This window comes from Lentilitoribacter sp. JB5-8 (genome assembly GCF_055693385.1).
In genome coordinates this window covers 1,669,011-1,688,844 of the sequence record NZ_CM146332.1, presented here as the reverse complement: position 1 = coordinate 1,688,844, position 19,834 = coordinate 1,669,011, and the positions used below count along the sequence as shown (strand labels likewise).

Here is a 19,834-nt window from a genome sequence, read left to right as displayed (position 1 = left end):
ATGAATTATCGTCACATTTATCACGCGGGCAATTTTGCCGATTGTCTCAAGCATACAGTGTTTTCGCGAATCATCACCTATATGCAACGTAAGGACAAAGCGTTTCGCATAATCGATACGCATGCAGGCCCTGGTATGTACGATCTTTCATCAGAAGAAGCGCAAAAAACCGGAGAATGGAAAGATGGTATTGGCCGCTTGTTAGAGGCGCAATGGTCGAAGAAAGCCAAAGAGCTTCTTGAGCCATATTTTAACGCGGTTGAAGCTTATAATTCTGATGGCAAATTGCAGTTTTATCCCGGTTCGCCAATGCTTGCGCGCTATTTGATGCGTAAACAGGACCGACTGACACTCAACGAATTGCACCCGGAGGATTTTAAAACCCTGTCAAAGCACTTTGCGGGTGACATTCAGGTAAAGACACAAGAAATCAGCGGCTGGTCGGGGTTAAAGTCAAACCTGCCACCAAAGGAAAAACGCGGTATCTTGCTTGTTGACCCCGCCTTTGAAGAAAAAGGTGATTTCTTCCGCATGGTGCGTGGTGCAGGTGAAGCATTGGAACGTTTTTCAACGGGCACAATGTGCTTTTGGTACCCGATCAAGCATGGGCTTGAGATGAAAGAATTTAACCACGACATGACCAATGTTGTTGGCCATCCCAATACAATCGTAACCGAGCTTTGGGTTAAAGATGGTCAAAAATCATTAAATGGTTCTGGTATGGTCATCGTCAATCCGCCGTTTACGCTGGTCAATGAGCTGCGCATTATCCTACCCGAAATGGCAAAAATTCTAAGTCAGGGGGATGACAGTGGCTGGCGCGTGAATGTTCTGGTTGGCGAGGATGGTAAAATTTGACCAGTATCAAACGCCAACACATCCACTTCCCCGGTTTTGAACCTTTAAATTCGGCGCAACATCATCGGCGTTTTTTAAAAGGATCGGAAAAGGCAAGTGAGGTTTGGGGCAGTGAATTTCAAGTTTCTGAATTTGATGAAGATACCAATGGCTTTTCGATCAATGCGCGCGGCAAGGATTGGGAGGCAGACACCAATATTTTTATCGCAGAAGTTAGTGAACGTATTTTAGACTATGGCAAAGAACCGCTCATTATCCAGCTTTTAAAGGGGTATCGCGCGTTTTTTGATATCCTGTTTAACGGCGCTTTGTTTGGCTATTTCAAACATGCTTGGCGCTTTGGTATGTTCGCAATTACCCCATTTGCACTGATAGGTATCGGGCTTTTTGGGATTTATTATATAAGTCAGATTCTCAGCTTTGGTGATCCGTTCAACATGCTTTGGTCGCTGCCTTTAAGCATTGCAGCGTTTATCTATTTATATCTGCCATTATGCAATCGACTGCATACCATGTTGTTATTTGCAGATTGGCGATACACCATGGCGATGGTCAAATTAAACGACCCGCAAGTCAATGCTTGGCTTGATGATGTTCAGATCGCGGTGAAACAACATATCGACCAGGACTGCGATGAGATTTTGATCACCACACATTCCATGGGAGGCAGCACAGGGGTGCATGTCATTGGCGCATTGCTTGAGAAACATCCGGATTTGTTTGACGGTAAAAAAGTAATCTTTTCGCAGCTTGGCGGATGCGTCTTGCAAAGTGCATTGGCAAAGCCAGCGCATAAAGTGCGAAGCCGTTTAGAACTGATTGCACGCAATCCTTCGGTCACATGGCTTGAAATACAATGTTTAACCGATGTCGTGAGCTTTTATAAAACAGATCCAGTTGCAATATTTGGCTTTCAAGCACCTGACAAACCAGTGCACAAAGTCTTCATTCGCTTTAAACACCAGCTGAAAAAATCAAGCTATAAGCGGATCAAAGGAGACCTGTTGCGCATTCACCGGCAATATGTTCTCAGCTCAGAAAAGGTCTATAAATTTGATTTTATTCCGTTTCTCGCCGGACCGTTTATTTCAGATGAACGCCTTGAAAGACTGAAAGATGAAAGACCAGCACTGGATTAAGTTTTGACCGATGATCAAAATGCAAATGGCGCCCCACCGAAATCTGGTTTTGCAGCGTTAAAACCTGAGATCCTGGTGACAGACTTTCAAAAAAGTTTGCAGCACTGGTGTGACATCTTTGGTTTTAAAATTGCCTATCAGCGACCTGATGAAAAGTTTGCCTATCTCGAGCGAAAAGAAGGTGCGCAGATCATGCTGAGCCAACGCCATGACGATCAAAAATGGGAAACTGGCAAAATGGAACAACCTTTTGGTCAAGGGGTGATGTTTCAGATTAATGTCGAAAGCATTGATCCGATTATCCAGGCCATGGAAGCCCGAAAGCTAACACATTACGATATTCCGCATTTGGATAGCGACGGGAACACATTTCCAAATCCGCGTGAAATCTGGCGCAAATTGGGTGACCGACAAGGTGGCGGGCGTGAATATTTCGCGCTCGATCCTGATGGGTATCTCATTATGTTTTCGCAAGACCTTGGCTATCGCGCTTTATAAAGCTGCCGAATTGCATAATTTCATCACCCCTGCTAGCTTTTGAGAAACAGATATGGAGGGGCAAATGAAACTGGTCAAACTAATTGTTGCGTTGGTATGCACATCGTTGTTTTTAAGCGGTGCAAGCCATAGCGCAAGCGAAATTGGCAAAGCGCTTATCGATGGCAAAATCGTCATATTATTTGATGACAACACTTGGAAATTTGAGGGTGACACTGAGGTGAGCTCCGCCTGCGAGGCGCTATCCAACCGCATTGATTTTTGCAAAGGCTCCACGACCTATGAGCAAATTGCAGCAGCCAACAATGAATTATTGGGGCAATTTAGAAAAGATGACCGCAATTATGCGATGATCATTGAAGAAGAAGTTGGCACAAAAGACGGCATGACGCTCGAATTTATGCGCAATGCAATTTATGACAACCAAATTGCTGGCGGCGTCAAAAAAGAAGATATCATCATTATCGATACCACCGAGGGTGAAGAGTTTGGTCAGGACGCAACATTTGTTGCAATGGCCACCAGCCTTGATGGTTTAAAGCTCGTTTATGCCTATACGATCATGATTTCTGAAACCACCAGCGTGCAGCTGATCACCTATGCGCTCGGTCAAGAACTCACGGATGAATTGGTCGAAAATCATGAAGAATTTTTAGATCTCGTCCGCATTGATTTTGAATAGGACTGGATTTCGAAAATTATGCTTCACGCGCGATGCGTTCGAGCACTTTGAGCGCATCTTCTTCTCGGCCTTCGGGCACAAAAATATGATCGTGATAAAAGCCTGAAACGGGGTTCACACCCATATTTTCTTTTGCAAGTTCCGTTGCGATTACAGCCATAAACCCAACCGCTTCAAGCGATGAGTGCACATCAAGCGTGATCATGCGCGAGGGGAATTCATATGGCAGATTATGCGCCTCCGCTTCGGATTTCAGCATAATCAACGTCACGCCTTCAGCCTCATCAAATCGCATGCGGGGGTTAAGTCCTGATGGTTCGTCTTCGGGATTAATTGTGACAAACACATAAGTGCCATCAACCAATTTCGCCTTCAGCGTTTTCAGCAATGCTTTTAGATTTATCTCACCCGACATGACGCGCTCCCATTTAACAAAAGCTGCATATCACGGGTGTGAAGGAGCAGCAAATGATGTGGAATTGGCAAAAGAACTCAAAGCAAATCTGTATGAGTTGATTTCAGAGGATTAACTTAACTTTAAATTGTATTTCTAAATTTTGTTTTCTAGACTTTCTCCAAAAAGGAGAATGATTTGTATTGCCCGTTACTACAAGAAAGCACGCTACTTTCATTAGGTTGCGAAACAACCTTTTGGCAATTAGCGGGCGATCCAGCTTTCAGGAATATTGGTTTATTAGCTGTTGCAGTAATTGGATTTTTATTTGCCACATGGAGATCCTATATCATGCACGTTCAATCTCGAACTGGGATCAATCAAGCGCGTTCAGCTATGAAACAAGCGGAAACTTCTGAGCGCGGACTTGATGCTGGAAGGTTTCAAGAAGCTTCTTTCATGCTGGGAAGTGATAAGCTAACAGTAAGACAGGCTGGCGTTCTAATGCTCGGGGAATTAATGGAAAAAAACCATGATGATTATTTAGACTTAGCCACACAAACACTGTGGACTTTTATAAAAGAGCAATCAAATGAGGATACGACTCCAGTAATAATGAGAGACGTTCAGACAGCGTTGACTGTATTATCCAAAATTGACTTGAAATCTTCTTTAGATCATCACGCAAATTCGAATATTTTCGAAACCATAAGTCTGTTGGGAGTAAACTTACAAGGCGCTAATTTATCAGGTTATGACCTTACAAATTTTGATTTATCAAACGCAATCCTAGTAAATGCTAATTTAAACAACTCAGTACTAACAGATGCTAAAATGGTCTATAGTTTTTTGACGGAAGCAGATCTTTCTGAGGCAAACCTAACTGGTGCGAATTTGGAAAGCTCTGATTTTAGATCAGCAAATCTGAACTCAACTTTGATATCAAACGCAAACCTCGTTGGAAGTGATCTTGAAAATGCTGACCTCGAAAATGCCAATTTGCAAAATAGTTCTATCGCGCAAGCCAACCTAGAGAATGCAAAGTTAATATCTGCAGATCTAAGAAATACAGATCTTTGGGGAAGCAATCTTAATATTGCAGATCTGTTTAACGCTAACTTGGCAAATGCAAACTTGTCAGCAGCAAATCTACGAAGTGCCAATGTGAAGTTCGCCAACTTCACAAACGCAGACTTGTCAAAAACCGATCTGCTTGGAGTTGATCTAAAAGACGCAATTGGACTGACGCACGCACAGTTGTCTGAAGCAATAAACGTAGATGAAGATTATCTTCAAAACTTAAAAAATAGCTGATGGTTATCGATATCCCCCCACCTGACATTCCACAAATCATTTGATTTAGATCAAAGCAGGCCTGTGATTTGTCCTTATGTTTACGGCAACTCCTTAGGGGGGATGCTGTGGTCTTAGGGCGTTTTGACCATGGCTCTGAAAGCAAGGCTGGGCAATCACTTTTGAGTTGGTTCATGGTGAGTTGGCTCATGGCGTGTTCGCAAATGCCGCAGCCAATCTCGGCGGATGTGAACACCCTCCCTGATTGAGGCCACCGGCCTTGCTTTTCTTTTTTCGATTATTACGAAATGTAGAACAGATATCCGATGAAAAAGCAGATACCGATTAAAAACGGATAAGCAAAGAACAAATAGCTTGGGTTTTCGATATCTTCGCCTTCACCAAATTCGCCCGCTTCCACATCAGCGCGCATACGCTCAAACATTGAGCGATCATTGAAGTAGAGATAGATCTCCCAGCCCGCCTTGGCGGTTAGATATAGTCCCAGAGCGAATAGTATATACGACATGCTTAAAGTTTAATGCCAATTGGCAGCTTTGATCAAGACCAAGAGCACTCAATTTAGCCTTCAAGATCTTCCCGCGTGAACAGTGGACGCACTTCAAAGCCTGGGGCTTTTTTGATGTTTGGCGCGCCCTCACCGCGCCAGATTGCGCAGACAACGGCTAATACATCTGCGCCATCTTCACGTGATAATTCAAGCGCATCGGCAACCGCGCCGCCTGTGGTGATCACATCTTCCACGAAGCAGACTTTGCGCCCTTTGACGACCTGCCCCTCAATCGCTTGGCATGTGCCATAAGTTTTGGCTTCCTTGCGTACAAAAGCAACTGGCAATCCAGATTCCAGCGACATCGCCGTTGCAATAGGTACACCACCAAGCTCAAGTCCTGCCAAAATCTGAGTGTCTGATGGGATAAGCTTTAACATGCCTTTGGCAACTTCGCGCAAGAGTACCGGATCACCTTCGAAACGGTATTTATCAAAATAACGCTCAGATACGATGCCAGAGCGCAAAGTGAACTGGCCTGTGAGTGAGGCAATTTGAGAAACCTTTTGGGCGAGTTCTGCATGTTCCATGAAAGTTTTATCCTCTAGCAGCAAGATCCTGTGTTTAAACGTCTATAACACTTTGATCGCGCTTATGGCTATTGTATCAAGGCTGATATCCCCGAAAAGATATATCACGGAAATTCTCAATTTTTGACATTAAACGATTAAAAATGAGACTTTAATTCTTATTTTTCCATTTTTTTCAAAAAAATCTAGAATCTGCATTGTGATTTTATTTTTCGTTCCCATATTGGTGCGAACCGAGCTTGCGTCATGAGGGAATAGATGGAACATGCTCACTTGTGTGGCGGGCGCCAAAACTGTTAGGGGAATTAGATGTTAAGCGTTGTGATGCTAGCCATTGGCTTGGTTGTGCTGGTTTTTGCCGGTGATTATCTGGTCAGAGGCGCTGTATCTTTAGCCGAGCAATTGGGCATTAGCCCGTTGATCATTGGTTTGACTATTGTTGCCTTTGGAACCTCCGCGCCTGAGCTGTTTGTATCCGTACAAGCCGCGCTTGACGAAGCACCCGGCATTGCGCTTGGAAATGTCATTGGTTCAAACACTGCTAACATCCTCCTCGTTCTTGGCGCACCGGCAATCATCGCGCCATTAGCTATTTCAGCGAAAGGCATGCGCGCCTCGCTTGCTATCATGATGGCTTTATCCTTCGCCCTCATTTGGTTCATGTATACTGATCTTAAGATCACCCACATCGAAGGTGGTATTTTATTCGCCGGTATCGTTGGTTATCTGACTTATCAGTTTTTCAAAGCCAAACGCATCAGCCGATCTGTGAAGGGTCAACGCGCCGAAGAAGAACAGCTTGAAGATTTCGACGATATGCCGGAATCAACCTCTGATTATAAGAAGATCGCATTGTTTTTGGTGATTGGCATAATCGGTTTGCCGCTTGGCGCTTATTTCACCGTTGAAGGCGCGGAGGAAATTGCCCGCAGCCTTGATATTTCAGAAGCCATTATCGGTGTGACCATTGTGGCTATCGGCACTTCGCTTCCTGAGCTGGTTACATCTGTGATGGCGGCCATTCGCAAATCTGGTGGCGTGGCTTTGGGGAATGTTGTGGGCTCCAACATCTTTAATATCGGCTTGATCATGGGTACGACAGCGCTGATCCATCCGCTGGATGTTGATCCGCATTTGTTAAACTTTGACATTCCGGTGATGATGGTTGCCAGCATTGTGCTGATTATATTGGCTGTGCTTGCAAGACCGCTTGCCACATGGGGTGGTGGTCTCATGCTAGTTGGCTACACGGCTTATATCGCTTCATCTTTTTAGGGCGTTCAAATCCTGTCAGCTCGACGCCTGTTTATTGTGCTCTTTCACCGCGATATCAGCCATTTTCAAAATGGCTTCGCGTGAATTGGCAACGGCAATAAAGCGGGCGTTGTGGCAAAAAACTGCCCCTTTTACGCCTGTCGCATCTTCCAAATCTTTATCCGTCAGGCCTGCCCATGCGGCTGGCAAATCAGCGCGTTGATCAAAGGTGCCATCGTTTAACTTAATACCGTTAATCGTCCAATCATCACCGCGCGGAGCGATCATAAATAACATATGATCGGCGCCTGACGCGTTAAGCGCAGACAAATACGGCATCCCCATGGGCAGCTCTAAGATCTGCCCCTCACCCGCTTCTGAAATCGCTTTATTCACAATCGCTTTTGCGCGCAGCTCTGCGGCATGATCCGCAATCATCGCTTCAATAAAGGTGCGGGCGATGGACAGTGCTTTTAAAAATGCTTCATCTGTTGCTGTAGGTGATGGCTCATCAAACACAGGCTTCATTGCATCAAACAAAGACGGCAAGGTGAGTATCGATAACGGTCCCGCAACAGACGGCTCTATAGCGCCGTTGTCTAACTGATCAATTGGCAGCACAAACTCCTGATCAAAGGCCTGATGAATAACCTCAATATCACCTTCCGGCACATCAAGCGCCACAAGATATTGTTTGCCGTAATGAGTCCAAATCAAGCCGAAAGAGCTATAAGGCTGACCATCTTCGCGCAAAGGTCCAGGACGCTGGTGATGATCGAAAATCTGATTATCAGCATTATAATCCCCGCCCACATCATAGATGATTTTTTCAGGTGACGGTTTAAGCCATTCACGATCACGCGTGCGATTTATCTCTGAATCAGGAAAGAGCTTGGTTAAAATGACAGATGACAGCAATTCATCTGCATGAAAGCCGCCAGAATGTGTGATGAGATGGGTAATTGTCATTTTAATCCGCGGCTCCAAGAGAATCTTATAAAATTGTTTATCGTGAAGCGTGCTCAAAGCCAAGCAAGTTTACCCACGCTTGGCATGTGATTGGAAAGAAAGTCACAACGCACATAACTACGCACATAACATTGGCAAGCGCACAGCTATTTGACTTGCATTTAATAAGCGCCTTGAGGCATCTTGCGATTATGAGTGAATCAGATGTGACATTGCCGCAAAAGCTGAAAAAGCCAAAAGAACTTGATGCAAAATCAATGGCGAGAAAGCTGGATTGGAATGAAAGCCCTTTACTGCAAGAAGGGTTAAAAGGCACCGAGCTCATCTCCGCATTGGTGAAGCACTTGCCCAATTTGCCAGGCGTTTACCGAATGATGAACGGAGCTGGTGATGTGCTTTATGTGGGAAAAGCTAAGAACCTTAAAAAGCGTGTGACATCCTATGCGCAAGGGCGCGGGCATTCCAATCGCATCCACAAAATGGTGGCATTAACTGAAAAGATGGAGTTTATCTCCACCCGCACAGAAACAGAATCTTTGCTGCTTGAAGCCAATCTGATTAAGCGATTGCGACCGCGATATAACGTGTTGCTGCGTGATGATAAAAGCTTTCCCTATATTATGATGACCGGTGATCATGATGCGCCTGGCATTTATAAGCATCGCGGTGCGCGTGCCCGAAAAGGAAGCTATTTTGGTCCATTTGCATCCGCAGGCGCTGTTAACCGAACCATCAATTCGCTGCAAAAAGCTTTCCTTTTGCGCAATTGCACCGATAGCTATTATGAGGGACGCACACGCCCTTGTCTGCAATATCAGATCAAGCGCTGCGCGGGGCCTTGCACGGGTGAAATTAGCGTCGACGATTACGCAAGTCTGGTCGATGAGGCCAAACAGTTTTTATCGGGCAAAAGCGCTCGCGTTAAAAAGCAATTATCTCAATCTATGCAATCCGCATCTGAGAATATGGATTTTGAGCAAGCGGCACTTTATCGCGATCGACTAGCTGCATTGTCACATGTGCAAAGCCATCAGGGCATCAATCCACAAACCGTGGAGGAAGCCGATGTGTTTGCGATTTACTTCGATGGCGGCATGGCTTGTATCCAAGTGTTTTTCTTCCGCACAGGACAAAACTGGGGCAATCGGGCCTATTTCCCGAAAGCGGATGCATCCCTCACTTCTGCTGAAATTTTAAACGCCTTTATAGGTCAGTTTTATGATGGCAAGCCTTTGCCCAAAATGATCCTGTTATCAGAAGAGATCGCTGATCAAGATCTGCTCGAAGAAGCTTTTACCATCAAAGCCGAGCGTAAAGTTGTTGTAACTGTTCCGCAGCGCGGTGAGAAAAAAGAGCTTGTTGATCAAGTGCTCACCAATGCGCGCGAAGCCCATGGTCGCAACTTGGCGGAAACATCATCGCAAGCCAAATTGCTAAATGGTTTGGCGGAAGCCTTTGATTTACCACATGCACCGCGTCGGGTTGAGGTTTATGATAACTCGCATATTCAAGGCACTGCAGCTGTGGGCGGCATGATTGTCTCAGGTGGGGAAGGATTTGCCAAAGGGCAATATCGTAAGTTCAATATCAAGGATGACACTATCACCCCAGGCGATGATTTTGGCATGATGAAAGAGGTCATGACCCGCCGTTTCTCGCGCCTTGTGAAAGAACATGGACTTCCTGACATGACAATTGCGCAAAAGCGAGAAGCTGCAAAGTCCGACGATTATGAAGCTCCAGATTTAACTGAAATGCCAGCATGGCCTGATCTGCTGTTAATTGATGGTGGTCAGGGGCAAATGACGGCAGTACGGCAGATTTTAAAAGACCTAGAGATTGAGGAATATATCTCTGCAATTGGTGTCGCAAAGGGCGTAGACCGCGAAGCTGGGCGCGAGCAATTCTTTGTTGAGGGCAAAAAGCCATTTAAGCTGCCACCGCGTGATCCGGTGCTTTATTTCATCCAGCGCATGCGCGATGAGGCGCACCGCTTTGCCATTGGCACCCATCGCGCCAAGCGTTCAAAAGAGTTGATCAAAAATCCATTGGATGAAATTGCTGGTATTGGCGCAAAACGCAAGAAAGCATTGCTGCATCATTTTGGTACGGCAAAACAGGTCGCGCAGGCTGCACTTGAAGATTTGGAAAAAGTTGATGGTATTTCAAAGGCAACTGCGGAGATTGTCTTTAATCACTTCAGAGATAGCGCTTAAACCAGATCAAGCTCTTTACGAAGCTGCATCATGTAGCTTGCACCAATATCATCTTGCACATCAGCTTGCTCAAGCGAATGATTGATAAATTCAAATACTTCATAGCGCTGTGCTGGTGAAAGTTGTGAGGTGATATTTGGTGCGATTAAGCTAATTGCTTTCGTTGGCGCAACATCTTGTTCGGAGGCATAGCTACCATAATCAATCGCGTTTTCTAAATGCCCGGCATCAATCGAAAACGGTTTCAACAAATCGCGCACTTGTTTCTCAACAGATGCATCATATTGATCTTGCTCTTTTAATATACAGATAGCAATTGTCGCAGCACCCGCTAAAGGGTCATCAATATTGGTAAATGCGTTCTCGCCACCAGCTTTACGAGACTTTTTGTCATCAAGCTGGTTTTTGACCTTTTTTGCGGTTTCAAATGCATCTTTGGCCAATTGTTTTGCCATTCGGTAGCGATAGTACCAAACGCCCAAAGTCAAAACCAACGATACGATAGCAGCAAGAATATGCAATTGTGTTTCCCATCTATCCGACAAAACGTCTTCCACTATACAATATAGTAACGCTTTCTCCAGCGCACAATATGGAAACAATAATGATTATTTTCGAAAAACAAACTCAAATAGTGGTGAGCAAGATACAGCGATTTTCAGCCTAGTTGTTTTCTACAAACAGATCTTCGACAAAAAGCGATAATAATTGAGTTTTGCCAGTCACCCCAGCTTTCTTATAAATCGCAGCATTTTGTGCCTTAATGGTACCTTCGGACGTGTTTCGCATATTTGCGATCTCCGCAGTGCTTGATCCTTTAATCAAAAACATTGCGACATCTTTTTCAGCCACCGAAAGGTTCCATTCTGCAAATCGATCATCAAGCACCTCCTCAAACGCACTAGATGCACGTTTGAGCGCTATTTTCGCCCGATCTCTTTCTTGCCGAGATCGCTGAAAAAAGCGAAAGCTCATCATCAGACCGACAATCAACGCAAGAGCGGAAACCAATTCGAGAGCTTCATAAATTTGCCAGGGTGGCGGTCGAAACGACACGCCTACAATTCCGAGCAATATGGGCGTTACAAAAAACAAGCAACCGATGATTTGTAAAAGCGCTGCGAAGATAATGAGCCTTGTTTCCCTCATGCCCTAATCTCGCTCTTTCGAAAACAACCCGTAGAATTTATCAAGGGGCGTTTCAACTTCGTCGTCGTCATCGAGCGGTTCTTTGTAATCCCTTAAGATCGCGCCATTATTAGGATTTAGAATGATTTCTCGCTCATGCGTATTGGACCGAAATTCAAGCGAAACCCGACCAAGCCAAGTGGATTCGCGCTCCACAAGCGCAAAACCCTGCCCTTCCATATGGGCGATAAGTTCTTCTTCATATGTGGCAGCATAGGCTGTCGAACTTAAAAAAAGCAGTAATATAACTAGAATTTTTCTCATGAGTTCAACATTCAAATTGGTCGTCGCTCCAAAGGACGGGCCCTTGGAACGACATTATGTTTAGCTGACTGGTGATCTTTCGTCCAGCAGCGTTGATTGGGGACTATCCTTGCGATGTTACCGGTTGATCAGCACATGCTGCATATTCGTCGTCATCTTCATCTTCGTCGTCGTCGGTTTCGTTTTCATCATCATCCTCATCTTCATCTTCGTCATCGTCATCGTCATCACACTCATCGGCATCATCATCGGAAGCCATCTGATAAGACTGCACATCTTTTGGAGTAATGAGCGGATTTTCCTGAGCGAGTGTATCGTTGACAATCAGTTCTTCAACCGTTGCAGCACCAATTTCGTTGTTTGCAATGGCTGTGCCAGCCATAAGCGTTGAGATCAACAAAGCACCTGTTGGGATTGTGACTTTCAAAATGTTCATTTTTAAGTTCCTTCATAATTTGATTGGACTAAGTTTATGCTCAGCGGGTCAAACGAGAAGGTAATGCGTTACAGATGCTACAAAAGCGTCTGGGGGTTTTAAGCTTTTGCAGCTTTATCCCGTTTGACCCGAAACTGAAGATGAAGATTTTTTGCCAGATGCGAAATTTGCATTTGGGTTAAACCCTGCTGTTTAACCCTTGGGTTAGCCGCCTATATCAAAAGATGATGCTGACAAATTTGATTAAGATTTGCCGTATTCTGCCGTTGTTTGTTTGACCATAGGTTTTAATAGTCTATAGATGACGCAGAACGATCTAGTTATGAGTGCCACATGCCCAAACACATCACATCGCTACCCAATCTTTTGACCTATGGTCGGATCATAATTGTACCACTTATTGTGCTGTGCTTTTTTGTTGAAGGGCGACTTCATGGCTCAGATGCGGCCAGATGGTGGGCCCTAGGTTTATTTACCATCGCATCGGTCACAGACTTTTTTGACGGTTATTTGGCTCGCATTTGGAACCAAACTTCCAACATCGGAAAAATGCTGGATCCGATTGCAGATAAGTTGCTGGTCGCCGCGATTTTGTTGCTTGTTGTAGCTGCTGATCGCACAACAGCTGACTGGACCATCTGGGCGGCTATCATCATTTTGTGTCGCGAAATTTTGGTTTCAGGTTTACGCGAATACTTGGCTGATTTGAAAATCTCAGTGCCTGTTACATTTTTGGCGAAGATAAAAACAACAGCGCAGATGATTGCACTTGGCTTTTTACTTGCCGGTCCTGCAGGGGACAAATTCTTGGAAAATCTGCTCGGCATCAGCGACAGTCTTTCAACTGATATTGGGATCACATTGCTTTGGCTTGCAGCGATCATTACCATGATCACGGGGTATGATTACTTCCGCGCGGGATTAAAGCATATCGTTGATGAATAGATACAGATTTAAGGTGCAACATGGTCAAGCTGGTTTATTTTGCATGGGTTCGAGAACGGATTGGAAAGTCTCAAGAAGAAATTGAGCTCCCAGAGAACGTTGTGACCATCGCAGATTTGATCAATCACCTTAGTGCCATTAACGAAGGCTATGCGGCTGCATTTGCAGAGCCTCAAGTCATTAGAGCCGCACTTGATAAAACTCATTCTTTGCATGATGAAACCATTGGCGATGCGAAAGAAATCGCGTTTTTCCCACCCATGACTGGGGGTAATGATCGTGACAAACCAAGATCACAACAACTTGGCTATTCGGGTTCAGATTCAAGCGGAAGACTTTGATTTAGAATCAGAAATCAACCACTTAAAGCAATTTGGAGATATAGGTGGTGTTGCAAGTTTTACAGGTCTTTGCCGCGATGAAGGCGGGCAATTATCAGCTTTAGAACTTGAGCATTATCCCGGTATGGCCGAAGCACAAATTTCAGAAATTTGTCATCAAGCTTTTAACAAGTTTGATCTCATTGGGATTACCGCCATCCATCGTTTTGGCAAAATTGCCCCAGGGGAAAACATCGTTCTCGTCGTTGCTGCGAGCACACATCGCCAAGCCGCGTTCGACGGTGCAAACTTTGTAATGGACTTTTTGAAAACCGATGCTCCCTTTTGGAAAAAGGAGCATTTAAAAGATGGCTCTTCGGGCGAATGGGTGGAAGCCAAAGACAAAGATGATGCCGCCAAAGATAAGTGGCGAAAAAGGTAAGGTCAGAGGTCAATATGGACGCAGAATTCTGGCTAGATAAATGGCGGCACAATAAGATCGGTTTTCACAAGTCAGAGGCTAATCCCTTACTGATCAAACATATCGATGCTTTGGCTCTCGATAAAGGTAGTCGAATATTTCTCCCCCTTTGCGGCAAAACGCTCGATATCGGTTGGTTGATGGAACAAGGTTTTCGCATCATAGGAGCAGAGTTAAGTGAACTCGCGATCGAGCAATTATTTGCCGAGTTTGACCTTGTGCCAGTGATCACTGAGCTTGGTGATGTCAAACATTACTCTGCAGACAATATTGATATTTTTGTTGGCGATATCTTTGACTTAACACAAGAGATGATCGGTCAAGTTGACGCTATTTTTGATCGGGCTGCACTGGTTGCATTGCCTCTAGATATGCGAAAAACCTATACCAAGCATCTTATTGAGATCACATCATGTGCACAGCAACTCCTGCTAACATTTGAATATGGTGTAACTGAAATAGCTGGTCCGCCGCACTCTATTCCTCAAGACGAAGTCGCTACTCATTATAGCGATCACTATCATTTACAAACTCTAGAACTCTTCGATATTGGGGGTGGTTTCAGAGGCGCCTCAGAAGCAATTGAACATGTTTGGCATCTTACCCCGCTCGATGAAAATTGAGCCTCTTCCATAACGAATATCAATCGGTAGATTTGCCACATCATTCATAAAGCAGCCAGATTAGGTAAATTTACAGACCAGTTTTGTTATTTCGCTCCTAAGTCCAAAATTTTGGAAAAATGCTCTGGACAGGATATGATATTTGGTTTTCAAAAAGCGCTACAGATTGAGCATGGGGGTAACTCATTGACTCAAAACAACTTGGAGATATCAATATGCCTGCTCTTTTGCCAAATATAGACCCAGATGGTTTGCTTGAATTTTCAGTGGTTTTCACAGATCGCTCTCTCAATTCAATGTCAAAAAAATTCCAAGGTGTGATGAATGATATCTCTGCGACCATGAAAGGCGTTTACAACGCAGATGGCGTTGTGCTTGTTCCCGGTGGCGGAACCTTTGGTATGGAAGCAGTGGCTCGCCAATTTGCGACGGATAAAGATGTCATGGTTGTGCGTAACGGCTGGTTTAGTTTCCGTTGGACACAGATTTTTGAAGCAGGAAACATCCCAAGCAACGCCAAAGTCTTGATGGCGCGTCAAAGCCAGGACAATGATCAAGCGCAATTTTCACCCTACCCGATTGATGAACTTGTCGCTGAAATCAAAGATACGAAACCTGATGTCGTGTTTGCGCCGCATGTGGAAACATCTGCAGGTTTGATCTTACCTGATGATTATATCGCGCAAGTGGGCGAAGCTGTGCATTCCTATGGTGGTCTGTTTGTTCTTGATTGCATTGCATCAGGAACAATATGGGTCGATATGAAAGCGTGTAACGTTGATGTTCTGATTTCAGCACCGCAAAAAGGTTGGTCAGCCTCGCCTGCAGCCGGTATTGTGATGTTATCTGAACACGCCAAAACAATTATGGCTGATACGCAAAGCTCTAGCTTTGCTTGCGATCTTAAAAAATGGTCAGAGATCATGGGCGCATATGAAAATGGCGGCCATGCTTATCATGCGACAATGCCAACTGATGCTTTGGTTACATTTCACAAGACGATGAAAGAAGTTGAGGCATATGGCTTTGAAAAGGTCAAAGCTGACCAATGGGAATTGGGGAATAAGGTACGCGAGCTTTTGAAAACAAATGGTTTTAAAAGCGTTGCTGCAGATGGCTTCGGTGCACCGGGTGTTGTTGTCAGCTTTACCAAAGATGCAGATATGAAAAACGGTAAGAAATTCATGAACCAGGGCCTGCAAATTGCAGCAGGTGTTCCGCTTAAATGTGATGAGCCAGCGGATTTTGGCTCGTTCCGGATTGGATTATTTGGCTTGGATAAGCTTCAAAATATCGATCGAACGGTCAACTATCTTGCTGAAGCGATTGAAAATTTGTAATCCGGCACTCATAATAAAGAACCCGAAGCTGAAACACCTTCGGGTCTAACTATCTGAATTAATTTATTTTTTTCAGAGCGATAAATATCTGGAATCAAATCGCATTTTGGTTAGACGCTTTGTGAACGCGCGCCTCCTGGAAACCACTTTTGGATTTTCTTGATCATCATATCTGGTGAAATTGGTTTGGATAAATAATCATCCATGCCAGCTTCCAGACATTTTTCCAAATCACCTTTCACGGCATGTGCAGTAACTGCTATGATGGGCGTGTGAAGACCCTTGCCATCTTCGATCTTGCGAATTTCCTGAGTTGCCTCATGACCATTCATCAAAGGCATGGACACGTCCATTAAGATGAGAGATGGAGATAGTTCTTTATAAAGTGCAAGCCCCTCTTCGCCATTATTAGCAATTTTGAAGCTGTAATTTGTGTCATTGAGCATCTGCGTGAAGACAATTTGATTCACTTCGTTGTCTTCACAAACAAGAATATCGATACCCGACGGCTCGGTATCTTGACCTTTTTGCGTATGTTTAGAGCGCTCAACCGGATTTACCTCTTGCTCTGCATGATAAATTTGTGCAGGTGCAACTTTTGCAGATTTTTCGGAAAGACCATCTTGAAGGGTATGAACAATTGTTTCCAAAAGGAGAGAAGAGCGCGTAGGCTTTGTTAAATGCGCTTGAATTCCCAAATTCGTAAAAGCAATGCCATTTTCAGCCTGATCAACCGATGTGAGCATGATAATTGGTGTTTTACAATTAATTGGATCGCTATGAAGTGCTTTAACGACTTTTGCACCGCTCATTTCAGGCATTTGATAATCTAATATAATACCGTCAATCGTTAGGTTTTGCGCTTTGGCTGCTTGAACAAACGCTATCGCTTCTGCACCAGAATTAACCGCTGCATTATCAAAGCCCCAAGAATCCATTTGTTCTTTTAGGATGGACCGATTTACTTCGTTATCATCAACAATCAAAATACGAGCGCCTGAGACATCGCTGTGTAAACGCTTCTGCTGCTGATCTTCAGACTGCTCAAGCTCGATCTCAAACCAGAAGGTTGTTCCCTTGCCTAATTCGCTTTCAACACCAATATTGCCAGACATGAGTTTGACCAAAGATGCTGCAATAGACAAACCAAGACCGGTGCCCTCATGCCGACGGGATGATGACGCATCAACCTGGCTAAACTTATCAAAAACTTTAGCCAAATCTTCTTCCGGAATACCAATTCCGGTGTCTTCAATTTCAAAACGAATTTTTTGAACCTTAGATTTTTGCGTGCTCGCATCACCAGCGTCGACGGGGAATACATTCACGTAAACGTGGCCTTTTTCAGTGAATTTGAGCGCATTGCCCATCATGTTGGTTATGATCTGACGCACGCGTCCAACATCACCCAAATGAGTGGTGCCCATACTTGGGTCAATCCGCACCATAAATTCAAGATCTTTTTCCGCAGCTTTTGAAGATACCAGCGTTGCCACATCTTCAACAGCCTCGGTGAGATTAAACGGTGCGCTATCAAGTGTCATGCGCCCGGCACCGATTTTAGAGAAATCCAAAATGTCATTAATGATGGTCAACAAAGATGCGCCTGATTTGACAATAACATCGGTAAACATCTTTTGCTTCGAATCAAGTTCGGTCTTTGATAGCAACTCCGCCATGCCCATCACGCCATTCATGGGTGTTCTAATCTCATGACTCATATTTGCCAGAAATTCGGACTTAGCGCGTTCCGCTTCCTCAGCTTTTTCCAATGCTTGGGAAATTTCGGTAATATCCGTGTAAGTTGCAACGGCACCGATCTCCGTGCGCGGATTTACACTCGTGTGCACCATCCGACCTGACGGCATCAATCGCTCGGTTTGATAGGCTTCGCCTACCTTCATTTTTGCTTGGAAATCATCCGCAACTTGTTCAGGAGTGCGACTATCCCCATAATCCCCACGTTCGCCTGAAAAGACGATCATATCGCGGATTGAAGCGCCCGCTTTGACGTATTCTTCCGGCAGTTCTAAGATTTCTGCAAGCTGATGATTGGAAAAGACAACTTTTGTTTCATCAACGATCAAAAGGCCCTGCGCCATGGAACCTGCAGCTTCATCCATCATCGCATAGAGCTTCTGCGCTCGATCATTTGCTTCTGCGAGTTCTTCTTGTCGCCTTTGATCAGCGGTAATATCTGTGAATGTGACGATTTCGCCACCATCTGCGCGATGAACACCATCAGCGCGCACCATGCGTCCACCCGGGGTTGTTGTTTCCAGCGAAAAGTCATCGCCGATATTTACCTTTTCGATAAAATCATCAATGCTTGCATCAATGTCTTGATAGGTGCCAAAATCGCCGCGTTCAAACAAATAGCGCAAGTATTCTTTATAAGAATTTCCGGTTGAAAGAATGCTCTGATCAATTTCGAGAAATTCGTTTGCGCGTTGATTACAAAACAGAATATTCTCGCAGTCGTGGACGATAATGCCCTGCGCCATAGATTGGGCTGCATCTTCGAGCATGACCGCAAGCTGCTTGGACTCATTGCGCATGGTTTCGATTTGCGACTGATAAGTCTCACTGTCAGTCACATCGGTGAATGTAACAATCTGACCACCTGACGGACGAGGAATGATGTCTGAGCGAATTATGTTCCCGCTTGGCATTTCTGCCGCTGACGTTCTGACACCCAACTTACCGTCGAGTTTTGCAAACTCTACAAGGCTATTTTCAATATCAACATCTTCACCAAAATCCCCGCGTTCCATGCGAAAAACCAAATGATCGCGCCAAGGTCGATCTGGCTGTAACAGCTCACCGGGAATTTCTAAAAGTTCATACGCGCGGCAATTGGCGAAGAGAATTTTTTTGTGTCATGGACCAATATGCCTTGGGCCATAATCTCTGTTGTGTCTTCAAGAAGGGCAGCAACCTTGGAAAGACGCTCTAATTCTTCGGACTCATCTTGCGTATCTTCGATCCACATATCATCAAAATCTGAACGTGCTTGATCATCGTGCAGGGATGCATCAATAGGCTTGCCGTTAGAATTTGATTGATCGTCGGTCATCAGTCCATCAAAGAAAGTTGTAAATTTACACTTTTACTAGAACAAATTATGGTAAACGAAGTCTTATCAAAGTGCCCGATATCATACTTAGTAAGTCAAGTTTGACGAACGAAATTGTGATTGAATTGCACAATTTGGGTATGGTTTTTCCCGATTTTTTGGCAAATATTACATAAAAAAACCGCTGCTCGTTTCCAAGCAGCGGCTTTGAATAACAAAAATTGTGTTGGTGATTAGCCAACAACTTCTGTTTCAGAGAACCAGTAAGCGATTTCGCGAGCAGCTGTTTCAGGTGCATCTGAACCGTGAACTGAGTTTTCGCCCAATGACAAAGCGAAGTCTTTACGGATTGTGCCTTCGTCAGCATCCGCAGGGTTTGTTGCACCCATGATTTCGCGGTTTGCCAAAACAGCGTTTTCTTTTTCAAGAACCTGAACGATTGTTGGGCCTGATGACATGAACTCAGTCAATTCACCGAAGAATGGACGCTCTTTGTGCTCGGCATAAAAACCTTCCGCTTCGCGAAGGCTCATCCATACGCGTTTTGAAGCAACGATGCGGAAACCTGCATCTTCAAAACGTTTTGTAATTTCGCCAGTTAGGTTACGCTTTGTTGCGTCCGGCTTGATCATCGAAAAAGTGCGTTCGATCGCCATGGTAATATCCTTTAATTGGGAGTGTGATAAAACTTTTGCAATTGAGCATAACATTTGCCCCATTGTTCGGCGGCTTCTTACCGCGCAAAACCAAGATTCAC

General features: G+C 44.6%; 22 protein-coding genes and 1 pseudogene. 12 read left to right on the top strand and 11 right to left on the bottom strand.

Annotated features, from left to right (window positions below; genetic code table 11):
• From ACZ1GZ_RS08075 to ACZ1GZ_RS08060, 4 genes are all read left to right on the top strand, one after another.
• Positions 1-858 (top strand): 23S rRNA (adenine(2030)-N(6))-methyltransferase RlmJ, encoded by an 858-nt coding sequence (locus tag ACZ1GZ_RS08075; RefSeq protein ID WP_472667992.1) that lies wholly within the window; start codon positions 1-3, stop codon positions 856-858.
• A complete protein-coding gene (locus tag ACZ1GZ_RS08070; RefSeq protein ID WP_472667991.1) occupies positions 855-1,997 on the top strand; it encodes a hypothetical protein in 1,143 nt (380 codons plus the stop codon). The genes ACZ1GZ_RS08075 and ACZ1GZ_RS08070 overlap by 4 nt, the downstream gene beginning before the upstream one ends.
• A 3-nt stretch (positions 1,998-2,000) precedes the next feature.
• The gene (locus ACZ1GZ_RS08065; RefSeq protein WP_472667990.1) at positions 2,001-2,495 is read left to right on the top strand and encodes a VOC family protein; all 495 of its coding nucleotides are present in this window, start codon (positions 2,001-2,003) and stop codon (positions 2,493-2,495) included.
• 64 nt (positions 2,496-2,559) lie between these two features.
• Complete coding sequence (locus ACZ1GZ_RS08060; protein WP_472667989.1) at positions 2,560-3,177, top strand: hypothetical protein; 618 nt, start codon at positions 2,560-2,562, stop codon at positions 3,175-3,177.
• A 16-nt stretch (positions 3,178-3,193) separates the two neighbouring features.
• Here the strand turns inward: ACZ1GZ_RS08060 and ACZ1GZ_RS08055 are convergent, their stop codons facing one another.
• Positions 3,194-3,592, bottom strand: a complete 399-nt coding sequence (locus ACZ1GZ_RS08055; protein WP_472667988.1) for an ACT domain-containing protein — start codon at positions 3,590-3,592, stop codon at positions 3,194-3,196.
• Positions 3,593-3,769: 177 nt separating this feature from the next.
• Here ACZ1GZ_RS08055 and ACZ1GZ_RS08050 point away from each other — a divergent pair, with 177 nt between their 5' ends.
• Positions 3,770-4,885, top strand: coding sequence for a pentapeptide repeat-containing protein (locus ACZ1GZ_RS08050; protein WP_472667987.1), 1,116 nt, complete (start codon positions 3,770-3,772; stop codon positions 4,883-4,885).
• Between the two features lie 280 nt (positions 4,886-5,165).
• Here the strand turns inward: ACZ1GZ_RS08050 and ACZ1GZ_RS08045 are convergent, their stop codons facing one another.
• Both ACZ1GZ_RS08045 and pyrE read right to left on the bottom strand, forming a co-directional pair.
• Positions 5,166-5,393 carry a hypothetical protein gene (locus ACZ1GZ_RS08045; protein ID WP_472667986.1) on the bottom strand — a complete coding sequence of 76 codons (228 nt, stop codon included), beginning with the start codon at positions 5,391-5,393 and terminating at the stop codon, positions 5,166-5,168.
• 53 nt (positions 5,394-5,446) lie between these two features.
• Positions 5,447-5,965 (bottom strand): orotate phosphoribosyltransferase, encoded by a 519-nt coding sequence (gene pyrE / locus ACZ1GZ_RS08040; RefSeq protein ID WP_472667985.1) that lies wholly within the window; start codon positions 5,963-5,965, stop codon positions 5,447-5,449.
• Positions 5,966-6,274: 309 nt separating this feature from the next.
• Here pyrE and ACZ1GZ_RS08035 point away from each other — a divergent pair, with 309 nt between their 5' ends.
• Positions 6,275-7,240 carry a calcium/sodium antiporter gene (locus ACZ1GZ_RS08035; RefSeq protein ID WP_472667984.1) on the top strand — a complete coding sequence of 322 codons (966 nt, stop codon included), beginning with the start codon at positions 6,275-6,277 and terminating at the stop codon, positions 7,238-7,240.
• A gap of 15 nt (positions 7,241-7,255) precedes the next feature.
• On the opposite strand, the gene ACZ1GZ_RS08030 is transcribed toward ACZ1GZ_RS08035, so the two are convergent.
• Positions 7,256-8,188: an MYG1 family protein gene (locus tag ACZ1GZ_RS08030; protein WP_472667983.1), complete on the bottom strand. Its 933-nt coding sequence runs from the start codon at positions 8,186-8,188 to the stop codon at positions 7,256-7,258.
• Positions 8,189-8,379: 191 nt separating this feature from the next.
• Between ACZ1GZ_RS08030 and uvrC the strand changes: the two genes are divergently transcribed.
• On the top strand, positions 8,380-10,404 hold the full coding sequence (gene uvrC / locus ACZ1GZ_RS08025; RefSeq protein ID WP_472667982.1) for an excinuclease ABC subunit UvrC: 2,025 nt from the start codon (positions 8,380-8,382) through the stop codon (positions 10,402-10,404).
• Here the strand turns inward: uvrC and ACZ1GZ_RS08020 are convergent.
• The 4 genes from ACZ1GZ_RS08020 to ACZ1GZ_RS08005 all read right to left on the bottom strand — a co-directional run bounded on the left by ACZ1GZ_RS08020 (position 10,401) and on the right by ACZ1GZ_RS08005 (position 12,292).
• Positions 10,401-10,949 (bottom strand): hypothetical protein, encoded by a 549-nt coding sequence (locus tag ACZ1GZ_RS08020; protein ID WP_472667981.1) that lies wholly within the window; start codon positions 10,947-10,949, stop codon positions 10,401-10,403. The genes uvrC and ACZ1GZ_RS08020 overlap by 4 nt on opposite strands.
• A 118-nt stretch (positions 10,950-11,067) precedes the next feature.
• A complete protein-coding gene (locus tag ACZ1GZ_RS08015; protein ID WP_472667980.1) occupies positions 11,068-11,553 on the bottom strand; it encodes a helix-turn-helix transcriptional regulator in 486 nt (161 codons plus the stop codon).
• Between the two features lie 3 nt (positions 11,554-11,556).
• Positions 11,557-11,856 carry a hypothetical protein gene (locus ACZ1GZ_RS08010; protein ID WP_472667979.1) on the bottom strand — a complete coding sequence of 100 codons (300 nt, stop codon included), beginning with the start codon at positions 11,854-11,856 and terminating at the stop codon, positions 11,557-11,559.
• 103 nt (positions 11,857-11,959) lie between these two features.
• Entirely contained in the window at positions 11,960-12,292 is a 333-nt protein-coding gene (locus ACZ1GZ_RS08005) for a hypothetical protein (RefSeq protein WP_472667978.1), read from the bottom strand.
• A 333-nt stretch (positions 12,293-12,625) separates the two neighbouring features.
• Between ACZ1GZ_RS08005 and pgsA the strand changes: the two genes are divergently transcribed.
• The 5 genes and pseudogenes from pgsA to ACZ1GZ_RS07980 all read left to right on the top strand — a co-directional run bounded on the left by pgsA (position 12,626) and on the right by ACZ1GZ_RS07980 (position 16,001).
• Complete coding sequence (pgsA, locus tag ACZ1GZ_RS08000) at positions 12,626-13,237, top strand: CDP-diacylglycerol--glycerol-3-phosphate 3-phosphatidyltransferase (RefSeq protein ID WP_472667977.1); 612 nt, start codon at positions 12,626-12,628, stop codon at positions 13,235-13,237.
• A 20-nt stretch (positions 13,238-13,257) separates the two neighbouring features.
• Positions 13,258-13,509 (top strand): annotated as a pseudogene (gene moaD / locus ACZ1GZ_RS07995) (molybdopterin converting factor subunit 1); the annotation flags it as partial.
• 7 nt (positions 13,510-13,516) lie between these two features.
• Positions 13,517-13,999 carry a molybdenum cofactor biosynthesis protein MoaE gene (locus tag ACZ1GZ_RS07990; RefSeq protein WP_472667976.1) on the top strand — a complete coding sequence of 161 codons (483 nt, stop codon included), beginning with the start codon at positions 13,517-13,519 and terminating at the stop codon, positions 13,997-13,999.
• 14 nt (positions 14,000-14,013) lie between these two features.
• Complete coding sequence (gene tmpT / locus ACZ1GZ_RS07985) at positions 14,014-14,661, top strand: thiopurine S-methyltransferase (RefSeq protein WP_472667975.1); 648 nt, start codon at positions 14,014-14,016, stop codon at positions 14,659-14,661.
• A gap of 215 nt (positions 14,662-14,876) precedes the next feature.
• A complete protein-coding gene (locus ACZ1GZ_RS07980) occupies positions 14,877-16,001 on the top strand; it encodes an aminotransferase class V-fold PLP-dependent enzyme (RefSeq protein ID WP_472667974.1) in 1,125 nt (374 codons plus the stop codon).
• 110 nt (positions 16,002-16,111) lie between these two features.
• Here the strand turns inward: ACZ1GZ_RS07980 and ACZ1GZ_RS07975 are convergent, their stop codons facing one another.
• From ACZ1GZ_RS07975 to ndk, 3 genes are all read right to left on the bottom strand, one after another.
• Positions 16,112-18,820, bottom strand: a complete 2,709-nt coding sequence (locus ACZ1GZ_RS07975) for a response regulator (RefSeq protein ID WP_472668259.1) — start codon at positions 18,818-18,820, stop codon at positions 16,112-16,114.
• Between the two features lie 14 nt (positions 18,821-18,834).
• Entirely contained in the window at positions 18,835-19,077 is a 243-nt protein-coding gene (locus ACZ1GZ_RS07970; protein ID WP_472667973.1) for a hypothetical protein, read from the bottom strand.
• A 233-nt stretch (positions 19,078-19,310) separates the two neighbouring features.
• Entirely contained in the window at positions 19,311-19,733 is a 423-nt protein-coding gene (ndk, locus tag ACZ1GZ_RS07965; RefSeq protein ID WP_472667972.1) for a nucleoside-diphosphate kinase, read from the bottom strand.
• Between the last annotated feature and the right edge of the window lie 101 nt (positions 19,734-19,834).